Origin of the sequence: Erwinia sp. SLM-02, from assembly GCF_037450285.1 — a bacterium.
In the GTDB taxonomy this organism is placed as follows: domain Bacteria; phylum Pseudomonadota; class Gammaproteobacteria; order Enterobacterales; family Enterobacteriaceae; genus Erwinia.
Genome location: NZ_JAQISN010000005.1, coordinates 35886 through 58010 on the forward strand (window position 1 = coordinate 35886; position 22125 = coordinate 58010).

Annotated in this window: 16 protein-coding genes; 7 read left to right on the forward strand and 9 right to left on the reverse strand. The window is 58.0% G+C overall.

Annotated elements, in window-relative coordinates; translation table 11 throughout:
- Together PGH32_RS21325 and PGH32_RS21330 are read right to left on the reverse strand one after the other, a co-directional pair.
- Positions 1–786: an enoyl-CoA hydratase/isomerase family protein gene (locus PGH32_RS21325; RefSeq protein ID WP_337895055.1), complete on the reverse strand. Its 786-nt coding sequence runs from the start codon at positions 784–786 to the stop codon at positions 1–3.
- Positions 779–2368 carry an acyl CoA:acetate/3-ketoacid CoA transferase gene (locus PGH32_RS21330; RefSeq protein WP_337895056.1) on the reverse strand — a complete coding sequence of 530 codons (1590 nt, stop codon included), beginning with the start codon at positions 2366–2368 and terminating at the stop codon, positions 779–781. The genes PGH32_RS21325 and PGH32_RS21330 overlap by 8 nt, the downstream gene beginning before the upstream one ends.
- A gap of 463 nt (positions 2369–2831) precedes the next feature.
- On the opposite strand from PGH32_RS21330, the gene PGH32_RS21335 reads away from it, so the two are divergent.
- A complete protein-coding gene (locus PGH32_RS21335) occupies positions 2832–3860 on the forward strand; it encodes a LacI family DNA-binding transcriptional regulator (RefSeq protein ID WP_314419351.1) in 1029 nt (342 codons plus the stop codon).
- 123 nt (positions 3861–3983) lie between these two features.
- Here the strand turns inward: PGH32_RS21335 and PGH32_RS21340 are convergent, their stop codons facing one another.
- Complete coding sequence (locus PGH32_RS21340; RefSeq protein WP_337895057.1) at positions 3984–4184, reverse strand: hypothetical protein; 201 nt, start codon at positions 4182–4184, stop codon at positions 3984–3986.
- Positions 4185–4371: 187 nt separating this feature from the next.
- Here PGH32_RS21340 and PGH32_RS21345 point away from each other — a divergent pair, with 187 nt between their 5' ends.
- From PGH32_RS21345 to PGH32_RS21355, 3 genes are all read left to right on the forward strand, one after another.
- Positions 4372–5631 (forward strand): DUF1479 domain-containing protein, encoded by a 1260-nt coding sequence (locus PGH32_RS21345; RefSeq protein WP_337895058.1) that lies wholly within the window; start codon positions 4372–4374, stop codon positions 5629–5631.
- Positions 5632–5755: 124 nt separating this feature from the next.
- On the forward strand, positions 5756–6508 hold the full coding sequence (locus tag PGH32_RS21350; RefSeq protein ID WP_314419357.1) for a DeoR family transcriptional regulator: 753 nt from the start codon (positions 5756–5758) through the stop codon (positions 6506–6508).
- 41 nt (positions 6509–6549) lie between these two features.
- Entirely contained in the window at positions 6550–8328 is a 1779-nt protein-coding gene (locus PGH32_RS21355) for a cold-shock protein (protein WP_337895059.1), read from the forward strand.
- A gap of 44 nt (positions 8329–8372) precedes the next feature.
- Here PGH32_RS21355 and PGH32_RS21360 read toward each other — a convergent pair whose 3' ends face one another.
- Positions 8373–9266 carry a LysR family transcriptional regulator gene (locus PGH32_RS21360; RefSeq protein WP_337895060.1) on the reverse strand — a complete coding sequence of 298 codons (894 nt, stop codon included), beginning with the start codon at positions 9264–9266 and terminating at the stop codon, positions 8373–8375.
- A gap of 876 nt (positions 9267–10142) precedes the next feature.
- On the opposite strand from PGH32_RS21360, the gene PGH32_RS21365 reads away from it, so the two are divergent.
- Positions 10143–11039 (forward strand): DMT family transporter, encoded by an 897-nt coding sequence (locus PGH32_RS21365; protein WP_314419361.1) that lies wholly within the window; start codon positions 10143–10145, stop codon positions 11037–11039.
- 130 nt (positions 11040–11169) lie between these two features.
- On the opposite strand, the gene PGH32_RS21370 is transcribed toward PGH32_RS21365, so the two are convergent.
- Positions 11170–12096 (reverse strand): substrate-binding domain-containing protein, encoded by a 927-nt coding sequence (locus tag PGH32_RS21370; protein WP_337895061.1) that lies wholly within the window; start codon positions 12094–12096, stop codon positions 11170–11172.
- Between the two features lie 378 nt (positions 12097–12474).
- On the opposite strand from PGH32_RS21370, the gene PGH32_RS21375 reads away from it, so the two are divergent.
- The gene (locus PGH32_RS21375) at positions 12475–13194 is read left to right on the forward strand and encodes a RipA family octameric membrane protein (RefSeq protein WP_443112817.1); all 720 of its coding nucleotides are present in this window, start codon (positions 12475–12477) and stop codon (positions 13192–13194) included.
- Between the two features lie 220 nt (positions 13195–13414).
- Positions 13415–13747 (forward strand): hypothetical protein, encoded by a 333-nt coding sequence (locus tag PGH32_RS21380; protein ID WP_337895062.1) that lies wholly within the window; start codon positions 13415–13417, stop codon positions 13745–13747.
- A 148-nt stretch (positions 13748–13895) separates the two neighbouring features.
- Here PGH32_RS21380 and glgX read toward each other — a convergent pair whose 3' ends face one another.
- From glgX to treC, 4 genes are all read right to left on the reverse strand, one after another.
- Positions 13896–15971: a glycogen debranching protein GlgX gene (gene glgX / locus PGH32_RS21385; RefSeq protein WP_337895063.1), complete on the reverse strand. Its 2076-nt coding sequence runs from the start codon at positions 15969–15971 to the stop codon at positions 13896–13898.
- 40 nt (positions 15972–16011) lie between these two features.
- Positions 16012–18534, reverse strand: a complete 2523-nt coding sequence (treY, locus tag PGH32_RS21390; protein ID WP_337895064.1) for a malto-oligosyltrehalose synthase — start codon at positions 18532–18534, stop codon at positions 16012–16014.
- Positions 18531–20318, reverse strand: coding sequence for a malto-oligosyltrehalose trehalohydrolase (treZ, locus tag PGH32_RS21395; RefSeq protein ID WP_337895065.1), 1788 nt, complete (start codon positions 20316–20318; stop codon positions 18531–18533). The genes treY and treZ overlap by 4 nt, the downstream gene beginning before the upstream one ends.
- Positions 20319–20464: 146 nt before the next feature.
- Positions 20465–22108, reverse strand: a complete 1644-nt coding sequence (gene treC / locus PGH32_RS21400; RefSeq protein ID WP_337895066.1) for an alpha,alpha-phosphotrehalase — start codon at positions 22106–22108, stop codon at positions 20465–20467.
- Between the last annotated feature and the right edge of the window lie 17 nt (positions 22109–22125).

Sequence of the window (22125 nt, forward strand, 5' to 3'; positions counted from 1 at the left end):
TTATTCTCCCAGGTATTCTGCTTTACGCCGCTCAGAAAAACTCGCCAGTCCTTCTTTCGCATCGCGTGTGGTTGCTGCCAGCGCACCGGCAATGGATTCCAGCGCCATCGCCGTATCCGTTCCTGTGCCTGCATCAATAATCTGTCGGGTCAGCTGTACGGAAACCGGTGCCTGCTCGCTGATTTTTTCCGCCAGCGCGATAGCCGTTTCCAGCGCCTTGCCCGGTTCGCTGATTTCCTGAACCAGGCCCGTCTCATACGCACGGTCGGCGTTGATGCGGATGCCGGTCAGCGCCATATATTTCACCTGCCCTGGTCCGATCAGCTGCACCAGACGCTGGGTACCCGACCATCCCGGGCAGGTGGCTATTCCCGCCTCCGGTAGGGCGAACGTGGCCGCCGGGTCGGTAACGCGAATATCGCTGGTAGCCAGCAGCTCCAGTCCACCGCCGAAGGCGTGACCGTTGATCGCCGCAATCACCGGCACTCTGAGCGTGGCCCAGCGGTCAAAAACCCGATGGCCTTTACGCACCCAGCTGCGCCACATATCCAGCGCCGCCAGCGAAGACCAAACCTTGATATCCGCACCCACGCAAAAGGCACGGTCGCCAACTGCGGTCAGTACCACGGCGCGCAGCACCGGGTGGTCATCAATTTCATCCGCAATGCGCGCCAGCTCGCTGAGCATAAAGGGCGTCAGCGCGTTGAGCTTTTCAGGGCGATTCAGCGTAACAATGGCAATCGTGCCGCGCGTCTCCAGCGTGACGCTGCCCATATTTTCAGCCATGGGTCACCTCCGGTAGTTCCAGTCCCATTACCGCGTCGTAAAACATACGAGGATCCATAATCTTCAGGTTCTGAGCTACCCGCAGCGGGAAGTCGGCCTGCTCGAGCACGTCCCGGGTCAAATCCATGCCTGGCGCGATTTCCGTGACCATCAGCCCGTCTTTAGTCAGTTGCATCACGCAGCGCTCGGTGACATAGATAACGTCCTGTCCGCGTTCCAGCGCCATCCGGCCGCTGAACGTCACATGATCGACATCGTTAACCAGCTTGCGCATTTTGCCTTCCCGATCGATGACCAGTTCCCCACCCTCAATCCGCTGGCTGGCGCCGGCTTTAAAGAATCCGGAAAACACCAGTTTTTTCGCATGGGTGGTAATGTCGACAAAGCCGCCGCAGCCGGCGGTCAGGTAAGGTTTGCCAGGGAGTTTCGACACGTTCACGTTGCCGAAGCGGTCAATCTGCAGGAACGACAGCATCGCCATATCAAAACCGCCGCCCTGGAAATAGGTGAACTGGGTGGATGCCGGGACGATCGCGTCAGCGTTGGCCGCACAGCCAAAGGCAAAGCCCAGCAGCGGCATACCGCCCACCGCCCCCTGCTCAATCACCCAGGTGACTTCTCCGTTCATGCCTTCTTCCAGCAGAATCCGCGGAACGTTGGCGGAAATACCGAAGCCGAGGTTAACGGTCATGCCTTTTTTCAGCTGCATGGCTGCGCGGCGGGCAATCAGTTTTTCCGTACCCCACTCAGGTACCTCAAAACTGCTTTCCGGGTGGAATATTTCGCCGCTGATCGCCGGATCGTAGGCAATCATGGTGGTTTGCATCTGGTCCGGGGCCACAACGACATGGTCCACCAGGTTGCAGGGCACATGGACGTGATGCGGTTTCAGCGTGCCGGCTTTGGTCAGGCGCTTGACCTGGGCAATCACCGTGCCGCCATTGTTTCTCACTGCCAGCGCCTGTTCCACCACGCCAAGCACACCGCCTTCATGTTCAAAGGACAGGTTGCCACGCTCGTCAGCGGTGGTGGCACGAATAATTGCCACATCCGGCACCAGCGGATGGAAGTGCAGCCAGGTTTGGCCGGAAAAATCAACTTTGCTGACCAGCGGTTCCGCGGCGGCAAGTTCGTTCATCGCGCAGCCCTGACGATCCGGGTCAACGAAGGTATCCAGACCCACTTTGGTCAGAACGCCGGGACGTTTTGCCGCCGCGTCCTTATGCAGATCGAACAGCACGCCGCTGGGCACGTTGTAGCCGGCGATTTCGTTGTCGATAATCATCCGCCAGATTTCCGGCATCGGTAAGGATGACGGGCCGCTGGGCAGCGAACCTGCGATCACTTTTTTCAACAGTCCGGCCTGGGCAAGATGCTCAATCCCCGGAATACCGTACATATCCCCCGCGGCAATCGGGTGGATCATGGTGAGATTGACCGGTTTCCCTTCATTTCTGTAACGCTTGCCCAGCGCAGCCAGCACCGCATCCGGGCAGTTCAGGCCGCTGGCCGAACTGACGGTGACCGAAGCGTTATCGCCGACCAGCGCAGCGGCTTCGTCAGCAGTGAGTAGTTTTTTCATCGTGTTCACTTATTGTTTGATTAAAATCGATAAAACATGAATTTTCCTGTCCAATCAGAAGCATCCCCTACTCATCACGTTCATCAATAAGCGCCAAACCTTGTTGGTAAAAAACAAAATTAATTATGTAAAACAGAAACATAACAACCCACCTATTGTTCCATACGGTTTATTATTGAGATCAAGCCAGCGTTTCTGGCGCGCTTTGCCCTTTCATTTAAAAACCATAAAAATTCAAAATTGGATCGTTCCAATTTCTTTTGGAACGTTCCAAAACACTATAGATGGCATTAGAAAGAGTCAATCCGTCATAACAGATAAGATCTAAAATATGATCTTCGTCGCAAACTTCTTGTAAGTATCTTCACTTGCAATGCATTAATTGGTGATACCGCAGGGGGAAAGGTGGATTTTGACCAGTACCGCGATTACTCTTAGGGAAATTTTTTCCAGAGGTTACAAAGTGAGACTTCCTACGGGTGACGGTAAAGTGACAATCATGGATATTGCCCGTGCTGCTGGCGTGTCCAAATCTACTGTCTCACTTGTGCTTAACAACAGCGAACTGGTGAAGCCGGAGACAGCCGCAAAGGTGAAGCTGGCGGCGGAAAGCATCGGTTATGTCTATAACCGCAGTGCGGCCAGCCTGCGGCAGGGAACCAGCAACGTTGTGGCGATGGTGGTTAATGACCTCACCAACTCTTTCTTTGTTGAGCTGCTGATCGGTGCCGAGCGCCGCCTGCTGGAATCGGGCTTTATCACCCTGCTCTCCCATACCGGGGAAGATATTCCGCTTCAGGAACAGGTACTTAATTCGATGCGTGAGCAAAAAGCCGCCGGGCTGATACTGTGCCCTGCACTGAGCACGCCGCCCGGCCTGATCCGAACGCTGAAAAGCTGGAAGCTGCCCTTCGTCACCGTGATGCGCCCGTTAGAGGGTGAAGACTCTGATTTTATCGGCTGTGATAACTACGAAGGCATTAAGCTGGCCACCCAGCACCTGATCGATCTCGGCCATAAAAAAATTGCCTTCATTGGCCGTAACCGCACCAATTCCGTCAGCGTTGTCCGCCAGGACGGCTACGAGCACTGCCTGCTGAACAACGGATTTACTATTAATTCGTCGTGGATTGTAGAAAGTAGAATCAGCATGGCGGGTGGTAAAGAAGCGATGAAACAGCTGCTCCAGCTTAACGAACGCCCAACGGCAGTGGTGTGTTATAACGATCTGATCGCCACCGGGGTACTAAGCGAAATCGGTGAACAGGGTTTGACCGCCGGCAAGGATATTGCCGTGGTCGGCAGCGATGGCGTAGCTAATACCGCGTTCACCAACCCGCCGCTGACCACCGTTGCCCTGCAGAGCCATAAAGTTGGCGAACTGGCCAGTCAGATTCTGCTGAACCGGTTAAAGGATCCGACCGCGCCCTTTACCCACACACTGCTGAAGCCCGAACTGATTATCCGCAAGTCCTGCGGTTCTAAAGCCTGAAACCCTCTGCTTCCCGGCGATCGGGCTTCAGGCTTCAGGCTTCAGGCTTCAGGCTTCAGGCTTCAGGTACTGTTTATCCCCGGGCAAACAGTATCTGCTTATTTTGTGCGCTTCCTGCCGCCATTATTCTCCATGCCGCTGCCCGTTTTGTTCCTCGCCGTTACAGCCGTTTTCATCGGCTTCATCCGCCTGCCACTGTAGCAGCGCGGCCAGATAGCCGTAGCGTGCCTCCACGCTGAAACCCTGCCAGATGCGGCCGCTGTCGCCTTCGGACAGTCTGAAGTAGTCGCGGAAATAGTGCGCGCTGTCTCTCAACATACTCATTTTAACTCCCCCACGTTTCGCTATCGATCTGAGCGATACGGATCTTCCCGCCGTCCGGGCATTAACGATCCGTGATCCGGCTCACTTCCGGCTTGTTGCAATTTTGTTAGCATCTCCGACATAATTACGAACGAAGATAATAAAACCTTCATTCGAAGCCTAACACACCTGAAGCGGAGCTGTCACGATGAGCGATTTCACCTCGACCACCCTACCTGAAGACCACAAGGCCCTTATCCGGCTGATGAAAAAGCAGCTTCGCCAGCAGATTGGTGACGTTGAAGGGCTTTTTGCCCAGGTTAAGCACAAGATTACGACTGAAATCGCCCGGGCGAAGGCAGAAGAGGCCGCGAACGGCACCGCCTGGCCGGTGATTAACTGGAGTGACATCAGCGAAAAACGCATCACGGCGGAGCAGATTGCGGCGATCAAACGGCGCGGCTGCGTGGTGGTGAAGCAAACTTTCCCGCGCGATAAAGCCCTGGCCTGGGACACCTCAATGCTCGACTACCTCGACCGCAACGATTTCGACGCGCAGTATCGTGGGCCGGGGGATACGTTCTTCGGCAGCCTTGAGGCATCCAGACCGGAGATTTACCCGATTTACTGGTCCACCGCACAGATGGAAGCGCGGCAAAGTGAGGCAATGGCCGAAACGCAGTCGTTCCTCAACCGCCTGTGGAAGTTTGAAACCGAAGGGGTGAGCTGGTTTAACCCGGACGTCAGCATTATCTATCCGGACCGCATCCGTCGCCGCCTGCCGGGAACCACCTCAAAAGGCCTGGGTGCGCACACCGACTCCGGCGCGCTGGAACGCTGGCTGCTGCCGGCCTACCAGCAGGTATTCAGCAAAATATTCAACAATCAGTTCGCCGAGTACGATCCGTGGGATGCGGCGCACCGCACCGAGGTGCATGAATATGATGTTGATAACACCACCAAGTGCTCCGCCTTCCGCACCTTCCAGGGCTGGACCGCGCTGTCGGATATGCAGCAGGGACAGGGGCTGCTGCACGTGGTGCCGGTGCCGGAAGCGATGGCCTATGTGCTGCTGCGGCCGCTGCTGAACGACGTCCCGGAAGATGAACTGTGCGGCGTGGCGCCGGGCAAGGTTCTGCCGGTATCACCACAGTGGCACCCTGATTTGATTGAGGGACTCAGCTCGATCCCGTCGCTGCAGGCGGGCGATTCGGTCTGGTGGCACTGCGATGTGATCCACTCGGTGGCCCCGGTAACCGAACAGCAGGGCTGGGGCAACGTGATGTATATCCCCGCCGCACCGCTCTGTGAGAAGAATCTGGCCTACGCACACAAAGTGGCGCAGGCGCTGGATCAAGGAACGTCGCCGGGCGATTTCCCGCGGGAAGACTACGAACGCGACTGGCAGCAGCGCTTTACTACTGCGGATTTGAATGACATCGGTAAGCGTAGCCTCGGGTTGGAATAAGTGACAAAACGGCTGGCCTGAAGTTTTGGGCCAGCCGCACGCAGGCCACCTGGCACAGACGTGGTATGCCGTGAAGAATATCTGTTAGACTGGGGCGAATTATTCCAGCCTTATCAAAGCCTGAATGAACAGCAGACACGAACAGATCATCCAGCTGGTGAATGAAAGAGGCAGCGTCAGCGTCAGCGAGCTGGCGCAGCTGACCGGCGTTTCCGAAGTCACTATCCGCCAGGATCTCAACGCGCTGGAACGCGATAATTTCCTGAAGCGCGTTCATGGCTCCGCCGTGGCGCCCGACAGCGATGACGTCAATTCCCGCATGCAGACCCGCTACAAAATCAAGCAGGGGCTGGCCGAATTTGCCGCCTCACAGATCGGCGATGGCGAAGCGATCTTTATCGAAGGCGGCAGCACCAATGCCCTGCTGGCCCGCGCGCTCGCCGCGCGCAGCGACCTGACGATTATCACCGTCAGCCACTTTATCGCCCATCTGCTGCGCGACTCGCAGTGCGAAGTGGTGATCCTCGGCGGCCAGTATCAGAAAAGCAGCGAGTCCGTGGTCGGACCGTTAACCCGCTACTGCATCCAGCAGCTCAACTTCCACAAGGCCTTTATCGGCGTGGACGGCTGGCATTCCGATACCGGCTTTACCGGCCGCAACATGATGCGCTGCGACGTGGTGAACGCGGTAATGGCCAAAGGTACCTGGACCATTGCGCTGACCGACTCGTCCAAATTCGGCAGCGTACACCCTTATCCGATTTCCATTGAGCACCGCTTCAGCCAGATCATCACCGATGACGGCCTGGCACCGGACATCCGTAAGGCGCTGATTAAGCAGCAGTATCAGCTGGATATTGTTGCCCAGCGCCGCTAGCGCAGAGCCCGGCCGTTCGACATAAATAAGGAATCAGCAGTATGGCCGCAACCCCTGCGGATAGTGAAAAATGGTGTCTGGGTAGCGTGATCTGGTACGGCGGTTTTAATACCAAAACGAACAGAGAAAACCATTTCGGCTTTCTGGCCTCCGAGAGCAAAGCAGAGCTTTTTTTTCATAAAAGCGACATCATCGGCAGCCAACTGCCCGAAGAAGAAACGCTGGTTCTGTTTCACGAAGGCGTCAGCAAAAACGGCAAACCCGCCGCCTTTGCCGTACATCTTCTGGAGGCCGCCGACTCGGCGGATCGGCTGGCCGACTACCTCAGCGCTTCCCGCCAGGGTGAAATTGATTTCAACCGCTGGCCGTACCGCGACAGGGTGATTCAGTGCTTCACTCAGGCGTGGGGAAAAGACGTGGTCAGCCGGCTGGCTGCCAGCGGCATTCCGCCCTGCACGCTGTTGGCGTTGTTCCACCAGCGGATGCACTATGCCGGGCTGTTTGATGCCATCGCCGCCAGCCGCGATTTTAACGGCCTGATTGCAGAACGGATCTGCCCGACGCTGATGCCGCGCTCGTTTATCGACGCGCATATCACGCAGTTTGCCGGGTGGATAAAATCAGAGGCAGTACAGAGTTCCGTTCACGCGGTGCCCCAGGTCGCACTGATTAAAACGCTGCTGACCCATATCTCTTTGAGCGCCGTTCTCTACCTCGCCTTCCTGAACTGCCTGCCGGCTGACACCCTGATTGACCACCGCGGCAGTGAAATAGCGCAGTTTGTTAAGCGCAGCTTCAGCGATGACAGGCTGGCGGTAGAACCCTTTGTGCGCGACGCCTATCAGCACGCGTTCGCATCAAGAGCCGATTATTTCGCTCACCCGGTAATTAAGGCTTATGCGCTGCCCTATCTGATAAAACTCAAGATGTTCAGAAAGGATTTCAGCTTCGTTGATGACATTGAATCCAGCCCGCTGATGTCCGCCGATCCTGAGTATTTTATCCTCGGGAAGCTCCTGCCGCTGATTGGGCGCAACGACGATATGGTCATTCAAAGCGTGATTCTGCATGAGATCTGGCAGGGATTATTGTCCGGCAGGATCACCGTTGATCATCCCGCTATCTTCAGGCTTTTCCCGCAGTGTGAAAATTTGCGCAGCCGTTACTGGCATATCAAACTCTCCTGCGAGGCCTTCCACTGGCAGCCCAAAAATCAGGACGGCCCTAAGGCAAAAGTGTTTCTCTGCCGATCGAAAAAGTGCCTGGAACCTCAGGTATTGCCCGATCTCAGTAAGCCTTACGGGGATTTCTCCATTTATGACTGGCTTGCGCACTACGGCATGCAGTATATGGTCGCGGACGAGCCGTCAAAGCGCGATTTACCGATTAAACTGGCGGCCTGGTTTAACCGTATCAGGGAGCTGTTTGCGCGCCTCTGCTGCCGCAGCTGCGGTCTGCTGATGGTCCCCAATATGAAATACTCCCGCGTTGAGGCCACGGTGTGGGACCCGGAAAGCAAAGGATTTGTCCGCAGACCCTTCCAGGCGGCCTATCGTCTGACGGTATTTAAGTGCGCCAGCCATGGCTGCGAGCAATTTGATATCAGCCACTACATCAACCACTGCATTGGCTATAAATGCAGCGAGATTATCGACGCCCGCGATCTGACCGAGAAATGCGACGAAGGCCGGTATATCTGTACCTCCTGTGGCTCCTGCTGCACGCATCACCAGGAAAAATATGGCAACGTCAATAACGGCGAAGCGGAAGATGTGAAGTACGAGCGCATCTATAGCGGTTCACCGTACTACATCCCGTAAAGCGTAGGGATTGGCGGCATTTATATCGATACCGCTGTTAAGCCCTACGCATCCCCTTTCACCAGTTCCACAAACCGTTCCACCAGCGGATTCTGGCGGGCAGAAGACCAGGCCACCGCCGTGGTGACCACTTCAATGCGCTCTTCCAGCGGCAGCGTCACCACGCTGGTGAGCGACAGATGTTTCAGCGAGGAAGGAACCAGCGCAATACCCTGCCCGCAGCCGACGAACGCGATCTGTAAGGCAACGGAGCGAACCTCATGGAGGATGCGCGGCGAAAAGCCCTCACTGCGGCAGGCGGTGATAATGCTGTCAAAATACCCGGGGTTGAGGTAGCGATAGAACATCACCCACTCTTCATTCATCAGCGAGCGCAGGCTGATTCGGTTCTGCCCGGCCAGCCGGTGATCGTGCGGTAGCGTCACCACCAGCTCCGCGCTGGATATCGGCAGCGATTCAATCCCTTCCCCCTGCTCGCCGGTCAGACGGGCGAATGCCAGGTCAATTTCACCGTTCTGCAGCGCCGGAATTGCCTCAGCGCTGTCGATCTCCTTAATGGAAATCACGATATCCGGGTTCAGCGCCTTCATCCGGCGAATATAGCCGGGCAGCACGTCCAGCATTGCGGCGCTGATGGCGCCAATCGTCAGCACCCCGCTGTGCCCGGCAACGGCCTCGTTGATCGCCACCTCAAGCCGCTCCACCTGCTCCGCAAATTTCTTCACCGCCGGAAGGATCGCCAGGCCGACCGGAGTCAGCTGCACGTTTCTTTTCGAGCGGTCGAACAGCTTAACTTTCAGCGACTGTTCCAGCACCTGAATTTGCTGGGTTAAAGGAGGCTGCGTCATACCCAGTTTCTTTGCCGCACGGCCGAAATGTTTCTCTTCCGCCACGGCGAGGAACAGCCACATATGGCGGATGATGCGAAAATTAATCATTTTTTCTCGATAGGCTGTGGATATCAGAACCCTGCCAGGGTGCGGTTTTGTATATCGAACTTTAACGCCGGTAGGGTGAGATATTCAACATTTTGCCAGAGGGTTTTATGAGGGATTTCTGTAAGATGAGTCATTATCAGGGCGTGACGTAGGATGTCGGCAAACTTGGTGACTGAATTGGCTGGCTGAGTTAACTGCGGATTCCTGTACGGCGTGATGACTGCGATTTTAGTGAATGCTTCGACTGGCCGGGGGACCGCTCGGGCGGGTCCTCGCGCCGCTTTGCGGTGCCCTCACTTCGCTTGTCAGCCGGTCGGACCGCCACAGACGCGCGTCCTGCGCGGCTGTGACTTTCGGCCACGTCCGTGTGGCCGAATCCTGGCTTCCTCGCTACGTTCAGCGCTGCGGATTGCCCGTTCGGTCCCCCGGCCAGTCTGCGTTTTACTTTTGCGTTGCCTGTTTGAAAAAATGGCTCTGGCTCTGGCACTTAAAATTAACGAACAAGCGATTTTCAAAACAGCGATGCCAACTGTAAGAGGGGCCCGGCCTCGGCGGCTGCCGGATAATCCGCAGCGCTGAGATGAAGGCATTGGGCCAGGAGAGCGCAGCATGAATGCTGCGCTCAGGCCGGGCCCCCTCCCTGATTCATATAAAACGCATATCAGACAGATACCTGATTACGATTTCACATATCAGAAACCGTCAGCGATTATCTCTCTTATCGCAAAACACACGCCCCGCTAAACCTCAAGGAAACCGCTGAACAATAAATCATCCGGCCGAACAGGCACCAAACCACAGCATTAAATTAACCACCTTTCGGCGCGATGCGGACCGCCGACAGCCTTCCCTGTTACAGACATAAAAATGGCTCAAATGACTCTATCTGCCTCATCCCGGATTGCCGGGATCGCTTTTGCCGTACTCGCCGCGTTTGGTTTTTCGTTTAAGGCGATATTCGTTAAGCTCGCCTATCAGTCTGCACCCGTCGATGCGGTCACCCTGCTGGCGCTGCGGATGAGCATGTCGCTACCGGTTATCCTGCTGATGGCAATCCCCATCCTGCGCCAAGGGCCGGCACTCACCGCTAAGGACTACGGATGGCTTGTCCTGCTCGGCGTGGTGGGCTATTACGGATCCAGCATGCTGGACTTTATGGGTCTGCAATATATCTCCGCCGGACTGGAGCGACTGATTCTGTTTACCTACCCGATGCTGACTATCCTTATCGGGGTGGCTTTTTTGGGGAAAAAGTTTGAAAGAAAAGTGCTGCTGGCGATGGCGCTTGCCTACGCCGGGATCCTGTTTGCCTTTATGCACGACGTCAGCGTCTCCGCCGAGATGAGTACGGTGATCGTCGGCGGCCTGCTGGTGTTCGGCTGTGCGGTGCTGTATGCCGGCTACAGCGCCGGTTCGGAAGCGGCGATTGGTCGCCTCGGCGCGATGAAGTTTTCCGTGCTGGCGCTGCTAGTGTCCACGATGGCCACGCTGGTCCACTTCCTCCTCACCCATCGTCTGACGGCGCTCCATCTGCCGCTGCCGGTCTACGGCTGGAGTCTGGCGATGGCGATGTTCTCAACGGTGCTGCCGATTTTCTGGCAGTCCGCCGCCGTCTTCCGTATCGGTGCCGCCAGAGCGGTGCTGATTGGCCTGCTGGGCCCGGTACTGACCATTTTCTTTAGCTGGTGGCTGCTCAATGAGCCGATATCAGTGGAGCAGATGGTGGGAACGGTACTGGTTATTTGCGGGCTGCTGGTGGTGATCCGCCGTTAGGGACAACACGGTTATCGGGCAAGCCTCAAATTCGCGCGATAGCATTCACGCGCCCTCTCTGACCGCGGCCATCGCGGTCAGAGATACCCGGCAATCAGGCGTAGCCGGGTTTCATCCAGTCGGTGCCCTGTTACTTCGTCATAAACTGCTGGTAGTTCTGAGGAGTAACCTGCTGGAAGGGAATAAATTTAATGTCCTCGACCTTGCCGCCTTTAGCGGCTGTCTCGGCCATATCCACCGCCCCGTAGGCCTGTGATTTCGCGTCCTGGAACACGGTGACGGTCAGCAGACCGGTTTTAATCGCCTGCAGGCCGTTCGGGCCGCCGTCGGTGCCGCCAACCAGAATATCCTTACCGGGAGTCAGGCCGTTGCTTTTTATCGCCATCGCCGCGCCGATCGCCATTTCATCGGCGTTCGCGGAAAGAATGTCGATTTTGTCACCGGCGAGGATCCAGTTGTTCATCAGGTTCATGCCGTCTTCACGCATCCACTTGGCGGTATCTTCCAGCGTCACGTGCATATTGGGATGTCTGGCGATCACCTCTTTTGCGCCCTGCGTTCTGAAGCGGGTGGCATCGTTGCTCAGCAGCCCTTTCATAATCGCCACGTTGACGCTTTTACGGTCCTTCACCTTCTCCGCCAGGTACTCCATTTGCAGCCTGCCGGCCTCGACTTCATCACTGCCGATATAGCTGACCCCGTCACCCATCTTCGAATCCGACGGCATACGGTTGAGGTAGATCAGCGGAATTTTGGCCTTTCTGGCGGCCTCGCTCATATTTTTGGTGCCCTGGGTATCCACCGGGTTGACGATAATTACATCCACCTTGCCGTTGATAAAATTCTGTACCTGGCTCAGCTGCTTATCGACCGCACCCTGCGCATCTTCAAACTGCACTTTCATATCAGGATAGGTTTTACTTTGGTCCAGCACGTATCCCCGCAGACGGGACAGGAAGACATCGTCCATTTGTGCGATGCTGACGCCCACCTGAACCGCAAAAGCAGCCGGGCTGAGCGTGAGAAGGGTCAGACAGAGCAAGAGTGTTTTTTTCATTATTGCCTTCCACATTAATAGGTTAATCGGCGCTAGCCGACGACGAAGGTTTATTATCAACGGACGTTATCTAAAATGGCCCCGTCTGCCGACAGGACTTCGCACCATTTTTTCCAATAATAAGATCGCAGCAATAAAAATTGCAATGCGTGAAATTTGAGCGCATTTCATGAATGAAACGGACGCTAAGCGCATTCAATTCATGATGTTAACCTTTTGTTAACTGGCGAAATGGGGTTTTCATCCGCCGGAAAAAATCGTTTTCTTCGAGGGTAGTCACATTAATTACGGGGAAATGAACTGAGATCGGTACGGGTTCCACATTGCGCCTTCCGTTGCTACCCTATGAACGTTAATTAACTGTTATTGAGGCAAGGGATGAAAGTGGTCACTGAGCAGGCTGATGCAGAGTTTATGCAGGCATTTTTTGAAAACGACACGGCCGGGAGCGAACACGACGAGCGGCGAACGGTGAAGATCCAACAGGCGCTGATCGCTGCCGTCGCGCAGAAAAACCGCGAATCGACGCTGTTCTGGCAGCACGCTATCGCTTTCCTGGCGCTGTTTGTTTTTCTTTATGCCGCGCTGGGCGCTTCGCTGACGCTGGATCTCTCCGCCGGGAATGCCAGCCACGGCCATAAAAGTATCGAATATGCGCTGGAAGCCATTCCGGTGCTGATCGCCTTTTCCGGCTACTTTATTGCCATTCTGTACCTGTTCCACTGTAAAACCAGCGCCCGCCGTACCGAGAGCTGGGATCGGGCGATCCGCGCGCTGGAAGCACAGGGTTCCGGCAGCCTGTTTACCGCCGTTAACGCCCGCAGCTCAGGTGCCAGCGACTATTCCAGCCCGGCGATTGCCACCGCGCTGGCGCTGTTTATCGGCCTGACCTGGCTGGTTATTTATAATTACCTCACCTTCACCACCAGCGGCGTGATGGGCAGCGTGATCTCACTGTTTATCAGCACCATGACCTATGTGATCCTTGATATCCAGCTGCTGAAACCGACGCATAACCATGCCGCCCCGGCTGAGCCGGAGAAAGAGGAAGAGAAAGAGAAAGCGGAAGAAACCCGGACCCCGCCGGAACAGGACTGAGTCAGAAGCAGGCACTGGAACTGGAACTGGCACTGGAACTGGCACCGGCACTGGAACTGGCACCGGCACCGGCACCGGCACCGGCACCGGCACTGATTTTGACGCTGGCGGGGGTAATGCAGCAGCATTTTCACCCGCTTTGTCCCATACTGACTGCTGTCACCGCTGAAACAGGCAAGCCTTGTAAACGCCCCTGAAACGGGCCACCGCAGGAGATGTTATGAGAATTTTTATCCCCGCCGTCTTACTTTTCGCCGCTGCATCAGCCAGCGCCGCGGACGAACAGCAAACCCAAGCCACCTACATCAATTATCTGTGCAGCGTTGCGGTTGAAAAGCCCGATGCCTCCGCCGATTACTTCCTGCAAAAAATCAAAGAGCTGAGCATGCGCGGTGAGTCGCCGTCGGCGCTGAATAAGGATGAGTTCGATCAGGAGACTGCAGAAGAGGTCGTCAATAGCTGGCAGTCGCTGTCGCCGGAACAGCGTAAACAGGTGAAATCAACCGAGGGCTGCCAGCAGCTGATGGCCAGCGAGTTCCAGCAGTCGGATTAACTGTCGACACGGCAGAACTCACGGGCCGCGGGCTTTCCATCCGGCGGCCTGTTATTAACACATCCCCACACAAAAACTCATGACGGGGATTTCGCCATTGCTGACGCCCTCCCTGCCGGCGTTTAACCCCTGACCGTCACCGGCCCTGTCATGGTCTTCTGAACAGCACAAAGCTGCGCCCCGCCAGTTCGAAGTCCTCTTCCTGCGTAATCACCTGCCCCTGCTGCTGCGGATCGGCGGTGTTCAGCTCCAGTACCCAGCCGCCTTCGCCAATTTGCGGAATGCTGAACGGCACGCTGCCCTCAAACGGGTTGAACAGCATCAGCACATCGTGCCAGATCCCTTCCTGCTGTTGCAGATCGGGCCGCGTCAGGTACAAACCAATCGTCGTGCCTTCATCCCACTGTTCCGACTGCTGCGGGCCGCCGCCGGCGTTAAACCATTTAATCACCATGCCGTCGCGCCAGTTCTCACGTCGCAGCAGCGGCTGGCTGGCCCGCAGCGCAATCAGACGGCGGGTAAACTCACGCAGTGCTCCGGCGCTTTCGGGCAGATTTTCCCAGTGTATCCACGAGATCTCGCTGTCCTGACAGTAGCCATTATTGTTGCCCAGCTGGCTGCGGCCAAATTCATCCCCGGCCAGCAGCATCGGCGTACCGTGGGAAAACAGCAGCGTGGTGAGGAAATTACGCTTCTGGCACTCGCGCACGGCGTTGATCCCCGCGTCGTCCGTCGGGCCTTCCGCGCCGTAGTTGAAGGAGCGGTTATCGTTATGGCCGTCGTTATTTCCTTCGCCGTTGGCCTCGTTGTGCTTCTCGTTGTACGACACCAGGTCGTTCAGCGTGAAGCCATCGTGCGCGGTGATAAAGTTAACGCTTGCCGACGGGCGGCGGCCGCGCAGATCGTACAGATCGCCGGAACCCAGCAGGCGGGCGGCAAAATCGGTGGTGACGTTTTCGCCCTTCCAGTACTCGCGCACCGTGTCGCGATATTTATCGTTCCATTCGCCCCAGCCCGGCGGAAAGCCGCCCACCTGATAGCCGCCCGGCCCGATATCCCATGGCTCGCCGATCAGCTTGAGTTTTGCCAGCACCGGGTCCTGCATAACCGCGTCAAAAAAGCCGCCGCGCTGATCGAAGCCTTCCGGCTCGCGCCCCAGAATGGTACCCAGGTCGAAACGAAAACCATCAATATGCATCGCTTCCGCCCAGTAGCGCAGTGAATCCATCACCATTTGCAGCACGCGGGGATGCGAGGTATTCACCGTGTTTCCGGTACCGGTATCGTTAATGTAATAACGGTGCTGGTCCGGCAGGGTGCGATAGTAGGAGAAGTTATCAATGCCCTTAAAGGACAGCGTTGGCCCCAGCTCGTTACCCTCCGCCGTGTGGTTGTAGACCACATCCAGAATCACTTCGATACCGGCGTCGTGATACGCCCGCACCATCTCGCGGAAGCCCTGAATGCCCCGGGGGCCGTAATAACGGGTGGCGGGCACGAAGAAGCCAAGCGAATTGTAGCCCCAGAAATTTTTCAGCCCCTTATCCAGCAGGTGCTGGTCGTCGGGGAACCAGTGTACCGGCAGCAGTTCAACCGAGGTGATGCCCAGGCTCTTGATGTAGTCAACCGAGGCTTTATGGCCCATCCCCTCAAAGGTACCGCGCAGTTCGGGCGGAATGGCCGGATTCAGCTGGGTAAAGCCTTTGACGTGGGTTTCATACACCACCGCATTAGGCCACGGGACCGACGGGCGTCGGTGATCCTGCCAGTCAAACTCATTGATATCGATCACCCGGCACTTTGGCGTAAAGGGGGCGCTGTCGCGGGTATCGAAGCTTAAATCCTTCTCTTCATGCCCCAGCTGGTAGGCAAAATGGGCGTCGTTCCAGGCGATATCACCGGCCAGCTCGCGGGCATAAGGGTCGATAAGCAGCTTATGCGGGTTGAAGCGGTGGCCGTTTTCCGGATCGTACGGGCCGTGAACGCGATAGCCGTACAGCGCACCGGGCCTGAGGCCGGGGACGTAGCCGTGCCAGACCTCATTGGTGTATTCCGGCAGCGTCAGCCGGGCAATTTCATGCTGCCCGCTGTCGTCATACAGGCAAAGCTCAACCCGCTCCGCGTGGGCGGAGAAGATTGCGAAATTCACCCCTTCGCCGTCGTAATTTGCCCCAAGTGCGTAACCGTATCCTGCCCTGATTTCAAATCGTTTTTCGTTGGACATTGTTTTCCCTTAATCCCTGAATCATGGTTTCAGCAACATATCAGACGGCAACCAGCACGACCGCCCGGCCGGGCAGCGTGGAAAGCTCCAGCCTGTCTCCGGCGGCATAGTCTTTACCGCTGAACAGTTCGCGGTAGCGCTTTCCGGCAAGCCGCGTCGGTAACGCCACGGCCGTTTCCTGCCACAGTTCAGCCGCGGCATCGGCCAGCGGTTTATCCGAGACGCTGAAGACCAGACGCGGCGCAATAACGATCGCCGCGTCCCGGTCGTCCGCGCGGGCAAAGGCAATCACGTTATCCGCGTGATGACCGACGGCCTGAAGCGGCAGATATGCACCCCGTCGGAACAGCGCCGGTGCGCGCTGGCGCAGCCCCAACAGTGCAGCGGTGACGTGCTGATTGACCCGCCCGCTCCGCCAGTGCTCATCGGCGCTGAACGGCTCAGGTTCGGCCAGCTGCTGTGCCAGCAGGTGGAAGTCCGGCTCGCGGCGGTTGTCCGGGTCCACCAGGCTGAAATTGAGCGCCTCGCTGCCCTGGTAGATGTCCGGCACGCCGGGCGCGGTCAGCTTGATCGCCGTCTGCGTCAGGCTGTTGATCAGTCCGCCCCGGATAAACGGCTGCAGCGTCTGATGGAAATCCGTCAGGAAGCGGGCGTTCTCCGGCGAGAATAAATGGCGGGCATAGTCGAGTACCGCCGTTTCATAGGCTTCATTGGTGTCCACCCAGTCGGTACGCAGCTTGGCTTCCCGCAGCGCTTTTTCAACAAAGCCCAGGAAACGCGCCTCCAGCGATGCCAGCGCGGCGGCATCGGGGATCTGACGGGATGCCGGCCACACGCCGGCCAGCGCCTGATAGAGCATCCAGGTATCGGCGGCTTTGGGCGCGGTGCCGTCGTTAAGAAACTTCACGTGGGTCTGGTTCATCTGCCGCCAGCGGGCAAAACCGTCGCGCCAGATATCCGGTGCTTCGGTCAGCGTATAGAGCCGGGCGCGGGCGTCCTCTCCGCGCTTGGTATCGTGCGTTGAGGTTCCCGAGAGCGCATCGGGCTGCTGCGCCAGGCGGAGATGCATCTCCCTGTGGAAGCGCGTCAGCGAAAATGCGCGTTTAACCGGCTCGGCACCGACTTCATTCAGCGCCAGCCCCATGTTCTGGCGGAAGAACAGCGTATCCTCGACCGATTTCGCCATCAGCGGCCCGGTCAGCTGCTGGAAGCGGGTGCGGAACTCGGCGGCATTGTCGTAGGCCGCGGCGGAAAGCCCGCCGGTCAGAATGCACACCACAAAGTCCACCGCCGCGTTTTCCGGCGGTTCAGGCCGGTTTTTGACCTTCTCCGCCACGCGGGTCAGCAGGCTGATATCCGCCCCGGACATGCCCGCCGCCGTGCCGTAGGTACGGTAGGTGGGAAAGGCCAGCAGCAGTTCGCGCAGCGCATCGCGCACGCTGGCTTTTTCCAGCGCCACTCGCGTCGTCTCGGCAATCGCCATTGCCAGCCTGAACAGGCGGGAAAACTCGCCGGCAAAATTACGATCGACCATCAGGATCCTGGCCTCCCGCAGTTCGGCGCGCATATCCACCTCGTTCCCCACCGACTCATGCCAGACCTGGCGCAGACGGTCTATATTCTCATCATCCACCAGCACTTCGGACAGCGCGGCGATAAACTCATAGCCGGTGGTGCCGGATACCGGCCAGTCCGGCTGCAGCTGTTCATCCTGCGAGAGAATTTTCTCCACGGTGATATAGCAATCCGGCCCCGCCTCCTGGCGCAGCCGTTCCAGATAGCTTTTCGGATCGGCCAGGCCGTCCACGTGATCCACCCGCAGGCCGTCGACCAGCCCGCTTCTGACCAGTTCGAGGATCAGCCGGTGGCAATCGTCAAACACCGCGTGGTCCTCAACCCGCACGCCCACCAGGCCGGTCACCTCAAAGAAGCGGCGGTAAGAGAGTTCAGTGGGCGCATCCCGCCACGACATCAGCCGCCAGGACTGGCGCTCGTGCAGTTCGGCGATGTCCCCGGGATCGGTCAGCGCCAGCACCGCCGCGCGATTACCCGCCCAGCTATCCGGATTAAGCGGGTAATAACTGTCGTAATAAACCAGCGCGGGATCGCCGCTATGCATATCGGCCTGTACGCTAATCTCGCCGTTTTCCAGCGCCGTCTCGAAGGTATCGCCGAGGAACGGCAGCGTCAGGCGCTGCGAGCCGTCGATATCAAAATAGCGGGCATAGTGACTCTGCCGGCCATATTTGATGACGCTTCGCCACCAGGCGTTTTCCAGCGAGCTGGCCATATGGTTGGGTACGATATCGAGGATCAGCCCCAGCCCGGCCGCTTTCAGCGCGTGGGCCAGCCGTTCAAAGCCTTCACGCCCGCCGATGGAGGGTTCAATTTCATTGAAGTCGGTGATGTCGTAGCCGTGGGTGGAGCCGGTGGTCGCGGTAAACACCGGCGAGGCGTAAAGATGGCTGATGCCGAGGTGCTTCAGGTAAGGAATGAGTTTAACGGCGCGATCGAAGGTCATGCCGTTGCGGAACTGAATGCGGTAGGTGGAAAGTGGGATCATTGCGCGGCCCCCTCTGCAAGCCGGACGATCATCGCGTTATGTCCCAGGCGGTCGGCTTCAGCAGGCCAGGCAAACAGGGTTTTACCCGGCAGCTCGGGCAGCGACAGCGCGTTCTCGCTGAGATTCAGCGCCAGCGACAGCGTTCCTGCCGGGAAGCGCCAGCGAACGGCCACCACGCCCGGTGCCGTCATCAGGATCTCTCCGGCCCCGAGCGCACCACCGGCGATCAGCGGCACGATATACTGCTGGCGCAGCAGCAGAAGCTGACGCACCAGCGTCAGCCAGGCCTTGCCCTCTTCCCCGTGGCGTTTTTCCCAGTCGAGCTTCGAACGCTGGAATGTCTCCTCGGCGTTAGGGTCCGGCACGCTTTCGCTGCTGTACCCGGCGTGGCCGTCAAACTCCTTCGCCCGCCCTTCCCGCACCGCACGGGCCAGCTCGCCGTGGAAATCGGTGAAAAACAGGAACGGACGGGTTTCGCCATACTCTTCCCCCATAAACAGCAGCGGAATATGCGGCGACATAAGCAGGGTGGCAAGCAGGATGCGGGTTCGGTCGGCCCCGGCCAGCGATATCAGACGCTCGCCCTGGGCGCGGTTTCCGGCCTGGTCGTGATTCTGAATAAAGTCGACAAACGCCGCCGGCGGCTGCCCGGTACTGTCGACCCCGCGCGGCTCGCCGCTCTGAACGGTCACCTCGCCCTGATAAGCAAAGCCCTCCGCCAGCGCCCGCGCCAGCCATTGTTCCGGCCGCTCAGCGAAATCGCGGTAGTAGGCCTGGGTTTCCCCGGTCGCAAGAACGTGGGCGGCGTTATGAAAATCATCATTCCATTCCGCGGTAAACAGCGGCGCGGAGCCGTCTTCCGCCCGTGGATGCAGGAAGGTCACATTGCGGCTGTCTTCGGTGGTGAGGTGGATCGGGCGGTCGGTAATGTCGCTGCGGATACGCTCGGCGATTTCCACCAGCACGTGTCGGGCGGAGTCGTCTTTTATCTGGTCGATGGCATCAAATCGCAGCCCGTCCAGGCGGTACTCCGTCAGCCAGTAGAGCGGTGCCTCCACGATATAGCGGCGCACCGCGTCAATCTCACAGGCGATGCCGTTGCCCCACGGGGTGGTGCGCTGCGGATCGAAAAAATCCGGCGACAGCGTCGGCAGATAGTTGCCTTCCGGGCCAAAGTGGTTGAGCACGATATCCAGCACCACCGACAGGCCGTAGCCGTGGGCGGCATCAATAAAGGCTTTAAATTCATCCGGCGTGCCGTAGGCAGCGTGCGGCGCGTAAAACAACACGCCGTCATAGCCCCAGCCGCGATCGCCGCCGAACTGCGCCACCGGCATCACCTCGATCAGCGTGATGCCCAGCTCGGCAAGCCAGGGCAGCTTTGCCATGGCCGCGCTGAACGTGCCTTCCGGCGTGAAGGTGCCGATATGCAGTTCATACACCACGGCATTTTCCCACGGCACGCCGCGCCATTCCGCGTGCTGCCAGCGGTAACTCGCCGGGTCGACCACCCGTGACGGTCCGTTAACCCCGTCCCGTTGTGCTCTGGAGGCCGGGTCCGGCACCGTGCTCCCGTCATTCAGCACGAAGCGGTATTCAGCCCCGGGTTCAACATTCTCAACCTGAAGCTCAAACCAGCCGTCGCCGACCGGATCCATCGGCCGATCGGCACCGGCAAGGCGCAGGGTGACGTGCTGCTGGCCCGTTGCCCACAGACGAAAGCGGACCACGCCAGCGGCGACGTATTCCGCCCCCCAACTGCGCAAAACAGATTTTCCATTCATTCTTTAGCCCCGTTTAACCCGTTAATTCCGTGAGTAACATCAACCCGGGCTGTTAAGGCGGAGGGATAGCGTGAAACGATATCCGCTTCAGACAGCTTACGAAAAACAAGCTTAGTCGAAGCTAAAGAAAATGAAGGCCGGTCTCGTCAGTCTGCCAGCTGCCAGATGCACTCATAGGGGCGCAAAACGCCCGGCAGCGCGGCATCCTCGTAGTTGTGCAGCAGCACCTCACCGCGACACGCCGCCAGCGTTACCGCCTGCGCCTGGCCGCTGAGATTCGCCAGCACGCGCAGGGTTTTCCCGCCGGCGGATCGGGTATAGCACCACAGGTCAGCACTGTCGGGCAGCAGATCCTGATAGTCGCCCTCGGTCAGCAGCGAAACGCTTTTCCGCAGCTGGATCAGCCGCTGATAGTGATAAAACACCGAATCGTGGTCCGCCAGCGCCTGCTCAACGTTGATTTTATCGGCGTTGTGCGCCACCGGGATCCACGGCGTACCGGCGGTAAAACCGGCCTGCGGATCGGCGCTCCACTGCATCGGCGTGCGGCTGTTGTCGCGGGATTTACGCGCCAGAATACGCAGCAGCTCTTCGTCACTCCGCCCGGTGCTTTTCAGCTCGGCGTACATATTCAGGCTTTCGACATCGCGATACTGTTGCATATCGGTGAAGCCCGGATTGGTCATGCCGATTTCTTCGCCCTGATAGATGTACGGCGTGCCCTGCATACCGTGCAGCACCATCGCCAGCATCTTAGCCGAGGTGACGCGCAGCTTGCCCTCGTCGCCAAAGCGGGAAACGATGCGCGGCTGATCGTGATTACACCAGAACAGCGCGTTCCAGGCGTGGCCGTGCATCCCCTGCTGCCATTCGCGGAAAATCTGCTTCAGCAGCACGTAATCCGGGGCGGCATCGGTCCACTTATTGCCGTTGGGGTAGTCCACCTTCAGATGGTGGAAGTTAAAGGTCATCGACAGTTCGCTGCCGTCAATGGCGGCGTAGCGGCGGCAGTCCTCCAGGCGGGTGGAGGACATCTCGCCCACGGTCATCAGGCCCAGCGGTTGAAACACGTCGCGGCTGAACTCATGCAGGAAGTCGTGGATACGCGGCCCGTCGGTATAAAAACGGCGACCGTCGCCCACCTCATCCGGCAGATAGTCCTGCTGCTTGGAAACCAGATTCACCACGTCCAGCCGCAGGCCGTCCACGCCCTTCTGCGCCCAGAAGCGGCAAACCTGCTTCAGCGCTTCCCGCACCGGGGGGTGTTCCCAGTTCAGATCCGCCTGCTCGGTGGCAAACAGATGCAGGTAATACTGCCCGCTCGCCTCGTGCCACTGCCAGGCTCCGCCGCCAAACTTGGAGCGCCAGTTATTGGGCGGCCCACCGTCTTCGGCGGCATCGCGCCAGATGTAGAACGGGCGGAACTCGCTGTCGCGATCCTGCGATTTCAGGAACCACTCGTGATGCGTGGAGGTGTGGTTAAACACCATGTCCATCACGATACGAATGCCGCGGCGATGGGCTTCCGCCGTCAGCTGCTCGAACTGTTCCATGGTGCCGTAGGCCGGGTCGATGGCGCAGTAATCGGCCACGTCGTAGCCGTTATCCACCTGCGGCGACAGGTAAATCGGCGTCAGCCACAGCGCATCCACGCCCAGGGTTTGCAGGTAATCCAGCCGGTTGATAATGCCGCTGATATCACCCGTGCCGCTGCCGGTGGTGTCCTGAAAACTTTTTGGGTAAATCTGGTAGATGGTTCCGTTTTTCCACCACTGCACTTCGTTACTCATTGCCTGTTCCTTATTAA